The following is a 12,964-nucleotide window of genomic DNA, read 5'->3' on the forward strand; positions in this document are numbered from 1 at the left end:
CCGTGACAATCTCGCCCCCCGCACGCCGCGGATCGGGAGCCTGGCCCCGCGGTACGGCTGATCTGCTGGCGCTCGGTGCGCGCCCCGTGATCTGTGTTTCCTCCTCGAAAGTCCGCTTCGATGGCCTTCCTGAACATCAACGCAACGCTCCCCGAAAAAGGCCGTGACCTCCGGCTCGACCTGTTTCGCGGGGTGGCGAACTGGGCGATCTTCCTCGATCACATCCCCGACAACGTCGTGAACTGGATCACGACGCGGAACTACGGTTTCAGCGACGCCGCCGACCTCTTCGTCTTCATCTCCGGCTATACCGCCTCCTTCGTCTATGCGCGGATGATGCTGGAGCGCGGCTTCGTCGTCGGTGCCACCCGGCTGACCAAGCGCGTCTGGCAGCTCTACGTCGCCCACATCATCCTGTTCGTGATCTACATCGCCTCGATCAGCTATCTGGCGTTGCGCTTCGGCGATTCCGAGATGATCGACGAGTTCAATGTCGCCGGCCTCGTCGACAACGCCACCGAGACGCTGCGGCAGGGTTTGTTCCTGCGCTTCAAGCCACTCAATCTCGACGTGTTGCCGCTCTACATCGTGCTGATGGGATTATTCCCGCCGATCCTCTGGTTCATGCTGCGCAAGCCGGACCTCACGATGGGGCTCTCCATCATCCTCTGGCTGGCTGCACGGCATTTCGGCTGGAATCTCACCGCCTACCCGGCCGGCTCCTGGTACTTCAACCCGTATTGCTGGCAGGTGCTGTTCGTGTTCGGTGCCTGGTGCGCAATGGGCGGAGCGCGGCGCTCGATGACGCTGATCAACTCGAAGATCACGCTGTATTTGTGCCTCGCCTATCTTCTGTTCGCGCTGATCATGACCATGGCGGGCCGCTTCCCGAGCCTCGGCGCGATGTTTCCGGAGTGGCTGTTTTCGGCCTTCAACCCGAACGACAAGACCAACCTTGCGCCTTATCGCTTCATCCATTTCGTCGTAATCGTCATTCTCGTCATCCGCTTCGTGCCGAAGGACTGGCCGGGCCTGGAGTGGAAGATGTTCGATCCCGTGATCGTCTGCGGACAGCAATCGCTCGCTGTGTTCTGCGTCGGCGTGTTCCTGTCCTTCGTCGGGCACTTCGAATTGTCGATGAGCTCGGGCTCGCTGTTCGCGCAACTCTTCGTCAGCATCGCCGGCATCGCGATCATGACGACGGTCGCCTACTACATCTCCTGGTCGAAGCGGCAGGACAAGCCGCTGAAGCCGCCCGCCGCCGCGAAGCCAGCGGCCACCGCTGCGAAGGCGGGCTGAGCGAGCAAACGCGAAGCGGCCGCCTCAGGCCGCTTCGTCCTCGCTATATTCGGTGAACTTCTTGTAGATCCACTGACGGCCGTCGTGGCGGCGCCAGACCTTGCCGTAGACCAACTGCCCGTTGATCGAGCGCCTCGGCACGATGATGGTCCACAAGTGCCAGATCTCGGCCCAACCGGATCGTGAAGTGGGAATTTGGGAGCTGCGATCGAAAACCATGACGAGAAACTCGCAAGAAACGAAGCGCCGCGATCTCTGTGATGGAGTGTGAGCTACGTTCGTAGGCACAGCGGCGGGCCGGGACCGATTTGATAACAGCCGACAAGATGGCCGCAACACGAGCGCGTGCTTAACCTAACCGGTCAACCTTAACTCTCGCGAATGTGCAGACCAGTGGCAGTTGAAACGGCGCCCGGTCTTTTCTAGAATGCGCGTGACATTTGAGATGACCGTGCCGTTTTGGGGCGCGTGACGATTTAGAACTGAATTTGAATTTTGAGACGCCTGCTATCAGGGGCGATTGCCATGGATTTGCTCACCATGAATTTGCTCAACATGAATCTGCAATGTGCTTGTTTGCATCTGGCGATCGCGTCTCCGCCATCCGTGCCAACCGCCAGGCAAGCCGCCGAAGAACTGCCCGATGCAGCGAACGACAACGAGACGGTCTGGCCGCTCGTCCCGTTCCCGCTGGGCTGGTGCGCGTCGAGCTGAGACGCACGGCTAATTTGTCGACTCTGAAAAAGCGCGACGCCGCACAAGCGGAATATCGTCGCTTGGCGGCGTCCGTTTAGATATTGGGCGCTGAAATCCCCAATACCCGTATGTCTGTTGCGGGCCCCAAAGGTTCGATGACGCCTTGACAATTTCGCACGCGGCCCATGCGCCAACTGCGTGAAAAATCGCGCAGAAGTCGTGACACGCTACGAACAGAGACCCAAGGTTTGAACGGACGCTTGCGCAAGACGCCGGTGCGCAAGCGATCGACCGCCAGCCCCCGTCCCGCCGCTCCGCCTCACGTGCTCCCGGCAGTCGTGCTGAGCGTGCCCTGAGCCGTGTAGGTATGACCAGCCGAACTGGATTGACCACCCTGGTTCTGACCGCCTTGCGCGCTGACCGAGGTTTCGACTTCGGTCGTGCCGTGGGAATAGGTGATGACCGTGGTGGTAATCCCGTTCACGGTCGTGGAGACCTCGCTGACGATGGTTTTGGCAGAGCTGCCGCTACCGCCGCCCGCTCCGCCACTTCCGCCCGCCGACTGGGAGGACGATGCAGTCGCCGAAGACGAGGTCGTCGCCGATGTGGACGATGTCGCCGAGGAAGAAGAGCTTGCTGCGGACTGGGACGTTGCCGCTGCGCTGGAGGTCGAACCGATCGCCGTGATCGACATGGGAGCCTCGCCTTCAGGAGATGTTGCCGGGCGCACGCAAGATGCACGATCCGCCCTTTTCTTCAACGCGGCTCCTGGCCGAAACAGGCGTCAGGATTGCTTGCAAAACGCCAGCATCGCGGTCTCAAAAGCCGAGGCGGGGCTGGTCGGGGCAGCTGGATTCGAACCAACGACCTGCAGTACCCAAAACTGCCGCGCTACCAGGCTGCGCTATACCCCGAATGTCCAGCGGGCCCTGTCGATACACGCTTCAAGGGCTGCCAGCAAGGCGGCTGTGCGCCGCCGATTGTGGCCCTATTTGGCGCCGAACAGTGGGTGCGCGACGCGGTCGCCGGGGCGGATGCCGTATTTCTGCGCCGTACCGGCCGGCACCTCCAGGACGGCCCTGGCGAGACCGCGCGAAGGAATGATCTTGGTCGACAGCGGCTCGGTATTCTCGGCGATCCGCAGGATGCGACCATCCGCAGCGATGAAGATCATGTCGAGCGAGATGTAGGTGTTCTTCATCCACATCGACACTTCCTGCTCGGGCGAGAAGTCGAACAACATGCCCTTCCCGTCGGCGAGCTCCTTTCGGTACATCAGGCCGGTCGTCTTCTCCTCCTCGGTCGTGGCCATCTCGACGGAGAACACCTGGACGCCGTTCCTGGTCGCGATCTCAAGCGGCTGGAAACTTGCGGCCCGGATGGGGCCGGCGCAAGCGGCAAAAACGAGGATTACGGCCAACAAGCCCCGGACCAGGGACCAGGCTGCCTTGCGATCAAAATTCATGGAACGGCACTCATGCCAGCGGCGTGGGATTGGATGCGCATCCTAACCCAGCGATCATGGCAAATGCCAGACGCCCCCACCCGCCACGGCTGCTCACGAATCCGGGAACAGCCGGCTGGAAGAACTGGTGGTTAGTGGGACTGGAGCCCGGGCGATCCGGTCTCTGGATGGATCTCGGCGGCCATCATGCCCTTGGAGCCCGGCCCGTAGCGGACCAGCACATACTGGCCCGGTCGCAACTCGGTCATGCCGAAGCGGCGCAGCGTTTCCATGTGCACGAAGATGTCAGGCGCGCCCTCGCCGCAGGTGAGGAAGCCGAAGCCGCGGAGCCGGTTGAACCACTTGACCTGCGCACGCTCGAGCCCGCTCGTCGGCGTCACCGTGACATGGGTGCGCGCCGGCAGCATCTGGGCCGGGTGGATCGCGGTCGACTCGTCCATCGAGACGACGCGGAACGCCTGGTAACCCTTGGCGCGCTGGATGCACTCGACGACGACGCGGGCCCCCTCATAGGCGGTCTGGAAACCGTCGCGCCTGAGAACGGTAACGTGCAGGAGCACGTCGGGCCAGCCGTTGTCGGGAACGATGAAGCCATACCCCTTCGAAGCGTCGAACCATTTGATGACGCCCGTGACTTCGACAAGGTTGGCGCTGGCCTCACCAAGCCCGGTGAAGGGACTAAGCGCTGGATCGCGACCGACACCTGTTATCTCGCCTGGTGCCAGCCGCCCAGACGCCGCCCCCGGCGCCGGAACTCCGACCTTCTTGGACTCGAATCCGTCCGACGACCCCATAACCCCGGACCTCACACATCAAAGGCAAACCGCCCTCAGCGACGGTGCCGAATCACGCGTCTGGACGAGAACTTCTCACCACGACGCCACACGAATCTCTCGAATCAAAAGATAACACTCCCGGTTGCGACGCATAGACAAAAAAGAGATTCGCCGGAACCTATGAACAGCCTTGCATAGCCACGAATCAAATTCGACGTCATCAGTTGCCGACAAAGGGCCCCAGGGTCTCGCCGATGTCATGATGGATCACGAGGTCGGCGATGTCGTCCTGCTCGGTCGGCTCGCGGTTGATGATCACGAGACGCGCGCCGCAATTTTTCGCCATCATCGGAAAGCCCGCTGCCGGCCACACCACGAGCGAGGAACCGATCGCGATGAAGAGATCGCACTGCTGCACAAGCTCAGTCGCACGCTGCATCGCATCTTCCGGCATGGCTTGCCCGAACGAGATCGTCGCTGTCTTTACTGGCTCGGCACACACGCTGCAGTCAGGCGCGGCGCCGTCTGCGTCGAACCGCCGCCTCACCCAGTCGAGCTGATAGGTCTCACCGCAACCGACGCACCGCGCGTAAGTGGTATTGCCATGGAGCTCAATCACGTGGTCGGCGGCGAAGCCGGACGCCTGGTGCAGATTGTCGATGTTCTGCGTGATGACGGCGGGAGCCTTGCCGGCACGATAGAGCGAGGCCAGCGCGCGATGGCCGCGTCCGGGCTTTGCTGCGGCAAAGGTCGGCTCCATCGCGAAGCGGCGGCGCCAGGATTCGTCCCGCGCCTGCTGGCTCGCGACGAATTCGTCGAACGGAATCGGACGATTACGCGTCCACAATCCGCCCGGCGAGCGGAAATCGGGGATGCCGCATTCGGTCGAGATGCCAGCACCTGTGAACGGCACGATGGAGCGCGCCGCAGCGATCATGTCGCCGAGCCTGTCTACGCCGCTGCGAAGATCTGATGCAATCATAGGCAGCCATCCCGTTCGCCAATGTGCCTCCTATAGCACGCCCGGCCCGGTTGCGATGACCTCGCTCATCGCAAATCTCGCTGATCGCAAATGACGCCCCCGCAGCCTGCGCATCTGGCACTAGCGCGCGGCGATCTTCTGCATGAGCCTCGCATTCGCATGCTCGCGCAATTGCGCGAGCACTTCAATGCTCAGAGAGTCCAGTCTTCGCCACCTCAGCCTGCTGATTTGCTCATTTGGGCTAGCGGCAGAACGCGCAAGCGACAAGATGGTTGACACTCTTATCCACTATGAAGCGCGACGAGGTCGGAAAACTTTTCCGCCTATTGCTCATCACAATCCGGCAATGCCTCGTCCCCATTGACGCCCCATTCGAGGTCGATCAATGCGTCCGTTCGAATCCGACTCAACGCGATGCGGCGGGCAGCGCTTGAGGTCAGTTGGTAAGAAGGGGATGAACATGACAGAAGAAGAACAGCGTAAAGCAAGGGAGCGTGACGAGATCGCCGTGCGCGTCGCCGCTTTTCGCGCGACACAGGAAAAATTCAAACGCGAGCGAGAGGAATATTTTGTCTCGACGCTGGAGAACGCCCGCAAGGTCGAGCGCCCGTCGCTTTGGCCGTAAGGCCGTTTTGAATTGAACAAGCAAAAAGCCCGGAGCGCTGCTCCGGGCTTTTCGTTTTGGCGCTTGGTCTTACCAGTGACGCCAGTGATGATGCCTGTGGTAGACCGGACCGCCGTAATAGGCGTAGGGACCCGGTCCGTAATAATAGCTCGGGCCGTAATCATAGTAGCCCGGGCCATAATAGTATGGATGGGACGCGGCGATCGCGCCCGCCGTGAGTGCGCCGGCGGCAAGACCGAATGCGAGACCCGGCCCGATGTGGCGCGCCTGCGCCGGTGCCGCAGCCGCGGTCACACCAACCGTCGCAACGGTGGCCAGTATTGCCAATGTCCTTTTCATGCGCTTCTCCTCCATCACTCTTTGCAGGGACCAACGTTCGCACCGTCTAATGGTTGCGCGCTACCGCATGTCGATGAAACCGAGGTCGTCACAAAAAAATTGGCTCAATCGGGAACCAAAAGAAGTGCCCGAGCATTTGAAATCCAAGTGCCAGAGCCTCCGCCATCCGGGTCGAGGCGAAAGCACGAAGACCCCGCCAGCATCCTCCGTGGTGTTGGCGGGGTTTTCAGTTTCAGGGCGCGGTGGCAGCAGAGGCGCTCCGTTGCCAGTGGGGAAGATCACTCGAGGAGGTCCCGTTTGCCGATATCCGCATTGCTGGTTCGCATCCGCAGGCTCATCCCCAGACGCCAAGATGAGCACTACGAAGAGATCGTCCGCAGCTTCGGCGTCGGCGCATTGCGCCCGCCACCGACGCCAATGAGTGACGGCGAACTTGCCCGCGCGATCGCCGAGTTCCTGAAGGGCTCGCCTTCGGCAACTTCGGTCTCGTGCCTCGGACGACGGCTGGATCCATCCTCCGGCACCTGAGCAACTTTCCTTGTCGGGGGGCGTGGAACAAACCTGCCCCTAACGCGTTGGCTATCCTCGTTCGCGCAAAGAGGCTGCGATGCCAGCGTGGCTTGAAGTCCTGCTCAACCTGGTTGGCTACGCCGGCTTCCTGGTGCTGGCCGCGCGCAGCGCCTCGCGGGTCCGAGGCCCCGGCGATGACTCACATTTGCCGCGATAGGATTCGGACGAACGGCGGCGCACTCAGTGCGTCTGCGGCGATTGCCCCGCCGTGCGCACCAGCTGGTCTGCCTTCACGAGCATGTGCGACCCGTCTTCCACCTGCGGACGCAGCGAATAACTGATCATCACGAAGGCGGCGCAGAACAGCACGCCGACGACCGTGACGCGACGAAAGGTCTGCCGGTCGGCCTGGTAGAAGGACAGCGTCGAAGGTGGTGTCATGGCCATTGTGTCTGGCTCTCGCGTTTGGCTTTGCCTGCGAGCCGACACCTATCGCAATGCGCCGCAACTGCAACGCGATCCGGCTTTTAACCTAACCGAATAGGCTTGTCCGATCTCGTGCAAGCTTTCGTTAGGTTTTGCCGCGCGGCGGTTTCCAGCGTGCAATCAGATTTCGGCGAGCCGCTTCAACGTCGCGCGAAAGCTCAGGCTGCGGTTGCCGCCGACCAGCACGGTGCCGAACACCTCCGCCTCCTTGTCGGTGAACGTCCCGGAAAACCCGCTGGTGACCTCCTGCCCGCCGAACAGCGGCCGGACGAAGGGATCGGCATACGGCGTGTGCTGGTTGGTGGCGAGCTCGCCCTTCCAGGTGCCGTTGCCGAACGTGTACGAGCCTTGTGACCAGAAATATGGTCCGCCGCCGAGCAGCACCCCATCGCGCAGCACCAGCACGCCGCTGTCGCGACCCCTCACGCCGTCGAGCATGTGGATGTGGATGGAGTAGAGCCCGTTCTTCATGGCAGCTGCGACGATACACCCTTGCCAGCCATAGCGTCGAGCAGCAGCGTGAAGCGCGAGCCTGCCATGCAGCCCGTTACATGCTCCTCCCCCTGCCCTCGCTGCGCGTTTGCTGCTATGGAACTGCCGAACTCAAGCTCGCCTCAGTCAAAGACCGCCTAGGGAGAAAAGACCATGCGTTACCTCCACACCATGCTGCGCGTGCGCAATCTCGACGTCGCGTTGAAATTCTACCAGGACGCGCTCGGCTTGAAGGAGGTGCGGCGGATAGAGAACGACAAGGGGCGCTTCACGCTCGTCTTCCTGTGCTCGGCGGACGACCTCGAAGCGCTCAAGAAGCAACCCTCGACGCGCGGTGCGCCGCTGGTCGAGCTCACCTACAACTGGGACGAAGAGAAATATGGCGAGGACCGCTATTTCGGCCACCTCGCCTACGAGGTCGACGACATCTACGCGACCTGCGATCGGCTGATGAAAGCCGGTGTCACCATCAACCGTCCGCCGCGCGACGGCAACATGGCGTTCGTACGCTCGCCCGACCTGCACTCGATCGAACTGCTCCAGAAGGGCGAGCCGAAGCCGCCGCAGGAGCCGTGGCTATCGATGCCGAACACCGGCCACTGGTAAAGCAGCACGCGCGTTCCGTGTGGAACGAGCCCTGCCCGTCGGCGTTCTCCCCTCAACGAGGACATCTGGAGGAGGACACGAATGGCGAGAGGGCTGTTGCTGTGGTTGCTTGGCGTACCGATCCCGGTGATCATTCTGCTGTGGCTTTTCTTCGGCCACTGACGTTGTCACCGGTTGTCGGATGCGTCTGAAAGCTCCGCCCTGGGCGGAGCTTTTTGCATGAGACCGCTACGCGAACGCAGCTCGCTCGATGCGCGATATTCCGCTATCACCCGCGCAAAGCATGAACGCGGGAGGAGCAGCGTGCCGGAGCAAGAGCCGCAACTGACGGTCTGGGGTCGCGCCAACTCGGTCAACGTGCAGAAGGTGCTGTGGTGCCTGACCGAACTCAATCTTGCTTTCGAGCGCATCGATGCCGGGATGCAATTCGGCCGCACGCGCGAGACCGACTACCTTGCGATGAACCCCAATTCGCGCGTTCCGACGCTGGTCGACGGCGACTACGTGCTGTGGGAATCCAATTCCATCATGCGCTATCTCTGTCTCGCCTACCGTCAGGGCACGACGATCTATCCGCAAGCCGCGAGACAACGCGCCGGCATAGATCGCTGGCTCGACTGGACGCTCTCGACGCTCCAGCCGGCCGATCGCCCGGTTTTCTGGGGCATCGTGCGCACGCCGCCGGCCGCGCGCGACATGGTGCAGATCCAGAAGGATGCGGACGCGGCGGCCGAGGTCTGGCGCATCCTCGATCAGCAGCTTGCGACACGCCGCTTCGTCGAGGGTGATGACTTCACCATCGCCGATATCGCACTCGGTGCCTATGCGCGGCGCTGGCTCGGCGTCGAGGGCATCACCCGCCCAACGCTTTCCAATCTGAACCGTTGGTTCGCGCAGTTCGCAAGCCGCCATGGCTTCGAAAAGTACGTCGCGCCTCCCATGTCGTGAAGGTTAGCGCCAGCCGCGCTCGACCAGCAGCACGCAGACGACCAGCACGAGCGTGACCGCGGTGGTTGCGAGGCGTGCGGTCCAGCTCATGCCGCGGCCGACCCACCAGAGCAGCGCGCAATACATCAGGACGGGAACGATGATGTCGAGCGACAGCCGGTCCACCGGCACGCGCCGTTAGCGTCGGCTCGAGGCGCCAACGCCGATATCGACCGCGCCGCCGATCTTGACGCAGCTTCCCGTGGCCTCGACCTTGACGAAGCCCGGGCCGTAGGCGGCACAGGCATTGGCGCTCCCCGTACCCTTGAGCGGAAGCACCTTGCCGGTCGGTGGCGACCGCTCCGATGTGGGCAGGCGTGCCGTCTCGGCACGGGCCCACGAGATTGCGAGACAGCCGATGGCGATGATGATGAGGGAGATAGCGCGCATGCTGCCTTGTAGCGCGGGCACGGTCCGGTTTCCATCCGGGCCGGCGCGGCCGAAGGTCAGATGAATTTGATCCCGGCGGACCTGCCGCGCCGCCAGACCACCTGGCAGCTCCGGCCCGTCCGGGCATCGCGCGCAAAGGCCAGCCGGATGACACCGGGCAGCTGAGCCGCGTCCTCGTCAAGCGTGATGCGCGCCCCTGACGTCGAGATGTCAGCCACGAGGCAATGCCGCGCGGCGAAACCGCCGTCGAGCGTGATCCAGGCGTGCCGGGACAGCAATTTACGGGCTGCGCGCTTCTTGGTTGCGGCCATCGGCTGGAAATCTCCTCCTCCAGCGCTATCGCAGGGACCCCTAAGAAACCGTTGAAATTGCCCCGGAACTCACCCGGAGGCGACATTCTCCACTGGTCCGAAAAGACGTTCCCGAACGACTTGCCCCACCAGCCAAAGGCCACTATACGTTCGCGCGCCGCAGGGCATTCCGGGTACGACTCGTTTGGGCCCCGGCGCAAGTCTTGCTCCCTTCGTCTATCGGTTAGGACGCCACCCTTTCACGGTGGAGAGAGCGGTTCGATTCCGCTAGGGAGCGCCAACAAAATCAAAGACTTGGCTGTTCCTTCCTTCGCTGTGACCAACAGCTGTCCAATCTGCGAGTGTTGACTCGCCTGTCCGACCGAGACCGGGAAATTGAGCTGAGCAATGGAGCGGCTCTGCCTGGGGTAAGCCGCCGAACGCTGTGAACTAGAGCATGCGCGCGATGAGCTGATTGCCATATGGCTCTGATGAGCATCCCGAAGGGACCTTTGAGACGTGGCGAGCGTTGAGGTCTCCAAGCCAGGGCAGGATCGCGAACCCGGAGTTCCGGTCGTGAGTACGGTCCCTCTCGAACTTGAAAGACGGTCCGCCCGGCGGTGGGCCGCCAAATTTGAACGGCCCATTTCGCCAGCTCAGCAAGAACGCCAGCCCGACAGTGAAAGTCCGCAGGTCCTCTCGCCCTCAAGGAAGAAAAAGTCACCTGCCAAGCTGAGACTGCGGCGCATGGAGAATCCGTCAGCCTAGGAGCTGGCGGGCAGTTTGTCGTTCACCGCCCGAGCTCGTCGATGATGTGCTAATCCTGCCCCATAGACGCGGATCAGACTCCGGCACATGGAGTGGCACGATGACGCAGAACCTCGTAACCGTGTGTGTCGTAGCGGCTTTGATTGTCATGGGCTTGCTTGCCTTCGCCCACGAGCGACATGGAGAGTGCCTGCACGGGCGCCTGGCCAAAACCCATATGCCCTGCGGATCGGTCAGCCCTTCAATATAGGGCGAGCGACCGAAGTCGCGCCGGCGAGAAAACGCAGGAACGCGGGCCCCTGCTGCGCATTCAAACTGGATGAGTCAGCTTGCTTTCGGCCTGGCTGCTTTAGGTGGCTCGCTGATCCTCTTCGTCCTGTGGTTGGGACATCACGAGCAGCAGGCAGCCGTCGAGCGGCTGGAGCGCTACGAGATCCCCCATACCGACCGGTGATCTGCCGGCTCGATCGGGGCATCGCGGTGTGCGACTCCTTGGCCCCAACTCGTCACCTCTCTGGAGCTGGGATGCCGCGTAGCCCGCCAGCGTGAACCGGCAGGCTGAGAGCGCGGGGCTCACGTCAGGCGATCGCCGTAGGTTCCCAACGACTCATCCTAGCAAGGGAACGGACCACCTTCGCGTTGGGGATGCGCAAAAGAACTCTGGGAAGCAGTAGATTTAGCTTCCTCAACACGCTCGCTAACCCATTGATTTTTAAGGAAACAGCGGCTCCCGCCAGGCAGCGCCAGCGCCGGACTCGCTGAAACCAACGTATAGCTATCGGAATACCGCGAATTCCGGCCTCATCAGCGCATGAGGAACGAAACCGCCTGGATCATCGTCCCCGCTATCGGCTTCGCCATTCTCTTGGCGACGATCGTCCTGCTCATCGGCCGGTGATGCCAAGGTTCCATTTGACAACCCGTGGCCCAGCCGGACTGTCTCAGGTCTGAAACTCTAATAGAGTACCCCGCGCGGGCGATCCCCTGTCTTAACTGCGTCGATTAAATCGCCTTGTCTCGGACCAAATTGCCGAGGCAAACTTGTTTCAGACCGTGCCTTGTGCGCGGCCTTCGCTGTCATTGCTCGCTTGCGATCGGAGACCGAATGGCTGTCAACAAGATCACTTGGGAACGCGTCGGCCGGGTCACCGAGCCTGGCCGCTACATGTACACGTTCGGCTGGCTGACGATCACGGAGGGCGACCTCCAGGTCTGGCAGCAATATCCCCATGCGGCCTTCACACTCCTCGCGCACGTGCCGTCGGCCGATGCCGTCGGTGATGAATTCCATCTTGGCACGTTTGACATCTCGCCCGATGTTCAATCAGCCTCGGACGGCGTATATACGGGCACGGCAACAGGCGAGCTGCATTGGTAGCGTGTCTGCACCGGACGCCGGCCGCCGCGGGGAACAGATGGCATAGCTGTTGCTTTGTCAGGGGCATGATACATCTTGCCGCTCCCTATCAGGCATTCCTGCTGCTGCTCATCATCGTGTGCCTGGGGTTATGTTTTGTGCGGGTCTTCTGGCAGCTGGAGCAGGTGCGCGCTCGCCGCAACCAATCGCCGCCTCAGCGATAGGCGCTCCAAAGTGCCTCTGCCTGCCCGGCGTGATTTCGCTTATGGATACGTGGTCCGAACGCGCACATCGTGAAGCGAGGAAACGGCCTCAATCCATTGATTTTTCCGACAAACCATCGCTCTATGCGACGCGCCCGGCGCTTGATCAAAAAATCGAGCGGAGATGGTTATGCGGTTCATTGCGCTGGTGTTTCGACTCCCGTTCCCCGCGCGGATGAACGGAAGCCGTCGGAATCGTTAAGCGTTGCGACAGCAAGCACATGACACATCGTCGCATCGCCACACGTGGATAAGCTGACCAAGGGAACCTATTGTCCAACCGATGATGACACTGCTTGAAGCATTGCCGACCGTAATCGGGACGGCCGCCGTCGCACCGGCTTTGTTGATGCTCTGGCTCGTCATCGCAGCCGAGGAGCGCCCCGGCCCGCCGGCCCAGGTCTGGACCGCCTTCCTGCTCGGTGCGGCCAGCATTTCGCTGCTGGGGCTCGCCCGTGCGCCGTTCGCCAAGATGGTCGCAGCCCCTGACGATCCCTGGGCGGCGCTCGCCATGCATTCGATCTTCGGAGTGGCGCTGCCGGAGGAAGCGGTGAAGGTCATCGCCATCGTGCTGGTCTCCTCGACCAAGCGGCGAACCTTTGCCAATCCGATGGACACGGTGGTCTATGGCGC

The 12,964-nt window shown here is 62.0% G+C and carries 20 protein-coding genes and 2 tRNA genes; 10 read left to right on the forward strand and 12 right to left on the reverse strand.

Features of this window, described 5'->3' with window-relative positions; genetic code table 11:
* Positions 1-120 precede the first annotated feature (120 nt).
* Positions 121-1,299, forward strand: a complete 1,179-nt coding sequence (locus Q3C01_RS24945; protein ID WP_458147942.1) for an OpgC domain-containing protein — start codon at positions 121-123, stop codon at positions 1,297-1,299.
* 24 nt (positions 1,300-1,323) lie between these two features.
* On the opposite strand, the gene Q3C01_RS24950 is transcribed toward Q3C01_RS24945, so the two are convergent.
* Positions 1,324-1,518 carry a hypothetical protein gene (locus tag Q3C01_RS24950; RefSeq protein WP_458147943.1) on the reverse strand — a complete coding sequence of 65 codons (195 nt, stop codon included), beginning with the start codon at positions 1,516-1,518 and terminating at the stop codon, positions 1,324-1,326.
* Positions 1,519-1,824: 306 nt separating this feature from the next.
* On the opposite strand from Q3C01_RS24950, the gene Q3C01_RS24955 reads away from it, so the two are divergent.
* The gene (locus tag Q3C01_RS24955; RefSeq protein ID WP_458147944.1) at positions 1,825-2,013 is read left to right on the forward strand and encodes a hypothetical protein; all 189 of its coding nucleotides are present in this window, start codon (positions 1,825-1,827) and stop codon (positions 2,011-2,013) included.
* A 301-nt stretch (positions 2,014-2,314) separates the two neighbouring features.
* On the opposite strand, the gene Q3C01_RS24960 is transcribed toward Q3C01_RS24955, so the two are convergent.
* The 5 genes from Q3C01_RS24960 to Q3C01_RS24980 all read right to left on the reverse strand — a co-directional run bounded on the left by Q3C01_RS24960 (position 2,315) and on the right by Q3C01_RS24980 (position 5,218).
* Complete coding sequence (locus Q3C01_RS24960; RefSeq protein ID WP_458147945.1) at positions 2,315-2,689, reverse strand: hypothetical protein; 375 nt, start codon at positions 2,687-2,689, stop codon at positions 2,315-2,317.
* Between the two features lie 143 nt (positions 2,690-2,832).
* A tRNA-Pro gene (locus Q3C01_RS24965) sits at positions 2,833-2,909 on the reverse strand.
* Positions 2,910-2,983: 74 nt separating this feature from the next.
* A complete protein-coding gene (locus Q3C01_RS24970; protein ID WP_458147946.1) occupies positions 2,984-3,460 on the reverse strand; it encodes a DUF192 domain-containing protein in 477 nt (158 codons plus the stop codon).
* 131 nt (positions 3,461-3,591) lie between these two features.
* Positions 3,592-4,254: a cold-shock protein gene (locus Q3C01_RS24975; protein WP_458147947.1), complete on the reverse strand. Its 663-nt coding sequence runs from the start codon at positions 4,252-4,254 to the stop codon at positions 3,592-3,594.
* Between the two features lie 202 nt (positions 4,255-4,456).
* Entirely contained in the window at positions 4,457-5,218 is a 762-nt protein-coding gene (locus tag Q3C01_RS24980) for an SIR2 family NAD-dependent protein deacylase (protein ID WP_458147948.1), read from the reverse strand.
* Positions 5,219-5,678: 460 nt separating this feature from the next.
* Here Q3C01_RS24980 and Q3C01_RS24985 point away from each other — a divergent pair, with 460 nt between their 5' ends.
* The gene (locus Q3C01_RS24985) at positions 5,679-5,843 is read left to right on the forward strand and encodes a hypothetical protein (RefSeq protein WP_458147949.1); all 165 of its coding nucleotides are present in this window, start codon (positions 5,679-5,681) and stop codon (positions 5,841-5,843) included.
* 69 nt (positions 5,844-5,912) lie between these two features.
* Here the strand turns inward: Q3C01_RS24985 and Q3C01_RS24990 are convergent, their stop codons facing one another.
* Entirely contained in the window at positions 5,913-6,182 is a 270-nt protein-coding gene (locus Q3C01_RS24990; protein WP_458147950.1) for a hypothetical protein, read from the reverse strand.
* Positions 6,183-6,479: 297 nt separating this feature from the next.
* On the opposite strand from Q3C01_RS24990, the gene Q3C01_RS24995 reads away from it, so the two are divergent.
* Positions 6,480-6,710 carry a hypothetical protein gene (locus Q3C01_RS24995; protein ID WP_458147951.1) on the forward strand — a complete coding sequence of 77 codons (231 nt, stop codon included), beginning with the start codon at positions 6,480-6,482 and terminating at the stop codon, positions 6,708-6,710.
* Positions 6,711-6,932: 222 nt separating this feature from the next.
* Here the strand turns inward: Q3C01_RS24995 and Q3C01_RS25000 are convergent, their stop codons facing one another.
* Positions 6,933-7,139, reverse strand: a complete 207-nt coding sequence (locus Q3C01_RS25000) for a hypothetical protein (RefSeq protein ID WP_458147952.1) — start codon at positions 7,137-7,139, stop codon at positions 6,933-6,935.
* Positions 7,140-7,298: 159 nt separating this feature from the next.
* The gene (locus tag Q3C01_RS25005) at positions 7,299-7,649 is read right to left on the reverse strand and encodes a GrlR family regulatory protein (RefSeq protein WP_458147953.1); all 351 of its coding nucleotides are present in this window, start codon (positions 7,647-7,649) and stop codon (positions 7,299-7,301) included.
* Positions 7,650-7,823: 174 nt separating this feature from the next.
* On the opposite strand from Q3C01_RS25005, the gene Q3C01_RS25010 reads away from it, so the two are divergent.
* Both Q3C01_RS25010 and Q3C01_RS25015 read left to right on the forward strand, forming a co-directional pair.
* Positions 7,824-8,276 carry a VOC family protein gene (locus Q3C01_RS25010; protein ID WP_458147954.1) on the forward strand — a complete coding sequence of 151 codons (453 nt, stop codon included), beginning with the start codon at positions 7,824-7,826 and terminating at the stop codon, positions 8,274-8,276.
* Positions 8,277-8,579: 303 nt separating this feature from the next.
* Positions 8,580-9,224: a glutathione S-transferase family protein gene (locus Q3C01_RS25015; protein WP_458147955.1), complete on the forward strand. Its 645-nt coding sequence runs from the start codon at positions 8,580-8,582 to the stop codon at positions 9,222-9,224.
* A gap of 3 nt (positions 9,225-9,227) precedes the next feature.
* Here Q3C01_RS25015 and Q3C01_RS25020 read toward each other — a convergent pair whose 3' ends face one another.
* The 3 genes from Q3C01_RS25020 to Q3C01_RS25030 are packed head-to-tail and all read right to left on the reverse strand — an operon-like array spanning position 9,228 to position 9,964.
* Positions 9,228-9,389, reverse strand: coding sequence for a hypothetical protein (locus tag Q3C01_RS25020; RefSeq protein WP_458147967.1), 162 nt, complete (start codon positions 9,387-9,389; stop codon positions 9,228-9,230).
* 12 nt (positions 9,390-9,401) lie between these two features.
* Entirely contained in the window at positions 9,402-9,653 is a 252-nt protein-coding gene (locus tag Q3C01_RS25025; protein WP_458147956.1) for a hypothetical protein, read from the reverse strand.
* Positions 9,654-9,709: 56 nt separating this feature from the next.
* Positions 9,710-9,964: a PilZ domain-containing protein gene (locus tag Q3C01_RS25030; protein WP_458147957.1), complete on the reverse strand. Its 255-nt coding sequence runs from the start codon at positions 9,962-9,964 to the stop codon at positions 9,710-9,712.
* Positions 9,965-10,169: 205 nt separating this feature from the next.
* Here Q3C01_RS25030 and Q3C01_RS25035 point away from each other — a divergent pair.
* From Q3C01_RS25035 to Q3C01_RS25050, 4 genes are all read left to right on the forward strand, one after another.
* Positions 10,170-10,244, forward strand: a tRNA-Glu gene (locus Q3C01_RS25035).
* A 786-nt stretch (positions 10,245-11,030) separates the two neighbouring features.
* Entirely contained in the window at positions 11,031-11,165 is a 135-nt protein-coding gene (locus Q3C01_RS25040; protein ID WP_458147958.1) for a hypothetical protein, read from the forward strand.
* A 651-nt stretch (positions 11,166-11,816) separates the two neighbouring features.
* Positions 11,817-12,089, forward strand: coding sequence for a hypothetical protein (locus Q3C01_RS25045; RefSeq protein ID WP_458147959.1), 273 nt, complete (start codon positions 11,817-11,819; stop codon positions 12,087-12,089).
* Between the two features lie 528 nt (positions 12,090-12,617).
* Positions 12,618-12,964 (forward strand): PrsW family glutamic-type intramembrane protease (locus Q3C01_RS25050; protein ID WP_458147960.1); only part of this gene is annotated, 347 nt, incomplete at its 3' end.

Source organism: Bradyrhizobium sp. UFLA05-109 (genome assembly GCF_054185165.1).

What these genes read in the sequence shown, in the direction of transcription:
- Q3C01_RS24945 (WP_458147942.1), top strand. Translation starts at nt 121, where the DNA reads ATGGCCTTCCTGAACATCAACGCAACGCTCCCCGAAAAAGGCCGTGAC.
- Q3C01_RS24950 (WP_458147943.1), bottom strand. Translation starts at nt 1,518, where the DNA reads ATGGTTTTCGATCGCAGCTCCCAAATTCCCACTTCACGATCCGGTTGG.
- Q3C01_RS24955 (WP_458147944.1), top strand. Translation starts at nt 1,825, where the DNA reads ATGGATTTGCTCACCATGAATTTGCTCAACATGAATCTGCAATGTGCT.
- Q3C01_RS24960 (WP_458147945.1), bottom strand. Translation starts at nt 2,689, where the DNA reads ATGTCGATCACGGCGATCGGTTCGACCTCCAGCGCAGCGGCAACGTCC.
- Q3C01_RS24970 (WP_458147946.1), bottom strand. Translation starts at nt 3,460, where the DNA reads ATGAATTTTGATCGCAAGGCAGCCTGGTCCCTGGTCCGGGGCTTGTTG.
- Q3C01_RS24975 (WP_458147947.1), bottom strand. Translation starts at nt 4,254, where the DNA reads ATGGGGTCGTCGGACGGATTCGAGTCCAAGAAGGTCGGAGTTCCGGCG.
- Q3C01_RS24980 (WP_458147948.1), bottom strand. Translation starts at nt 5,218, where the DNA reads ATGATTGCATCAGATCTTCGCAGCGGCGTAGACAGGCTCGGCGACATG.
- Q3C01_RS24985 (WP_458147949.1), top strand. Translation starts at nt 5,679, where the DNA reads ATGACAGAAGAAGAACAGCGTAAAGCAAGGGAGCGTGACGAGATCGCC.
- Q3C01_RS24990 (WP_458147950.1), bottom strand. Translation starts at nt 6,182, where the DNA reads ATGAAAAGGACATTGGCAATACTGGCCACCGTTGCGACGGTTGGTGTG.
- Q3C01_RS25000 (WP_458147952.1), bottom strand. Translation starts at nt 7,139, where the DNA reads ATGGCCATGACACCACCTTCGACGCTGTCCTTCTACCAGGCCGACCGG.
- Q3C01_RS25005 (WP_458147953.1), bottom strand. Translation starts at nt 7,649, where the DNA reads ATGAAGAACGGGCTCTACTCCATCCACATCCACATGCTCGACGGCGTG.
- Q3C01_RS25010 (WP_458147954.1), top strand. Translation starts at nt 7,824, where the DNA reads ATGCGTTACCTCCACACCATGCTGCGCGTGCGCAATCTCGACGTCGCG.
- Q3C01_RS25025 (WP_458147956.1), bottom strand. Translation starts at nt 9,653, where the DNA reads ATGCGCGCTATCTCCCTCATCATCATCGCCATCGGCTGTCTCGCAATC.
- Q3C01_RS25030 (WP_458147957.1), bottom strand. Translation starts at nt 9,964, where the DNA reads ATGGCCGCAACCAAGAAGCGCGCAGCCCGTAAATTGCTGTCCCGGCAC.
- Q3C01_RS25040 (WP_458147958.1), top strand. Translation starts at nt 11,031, where the DNA reads ATGAGTCAGCTTGCTTTCGGCCTGGCTGCTTTAGGTGGCTCGCTGATC.
- Q3C01_RS25045 (WP_458147959.1), top strand. Translation starts at nt 11,817, where the DNA reads ATGGCTGTCAACAAGATCACTTGGGAACGCGTCGGCCGGGTCACCGAG.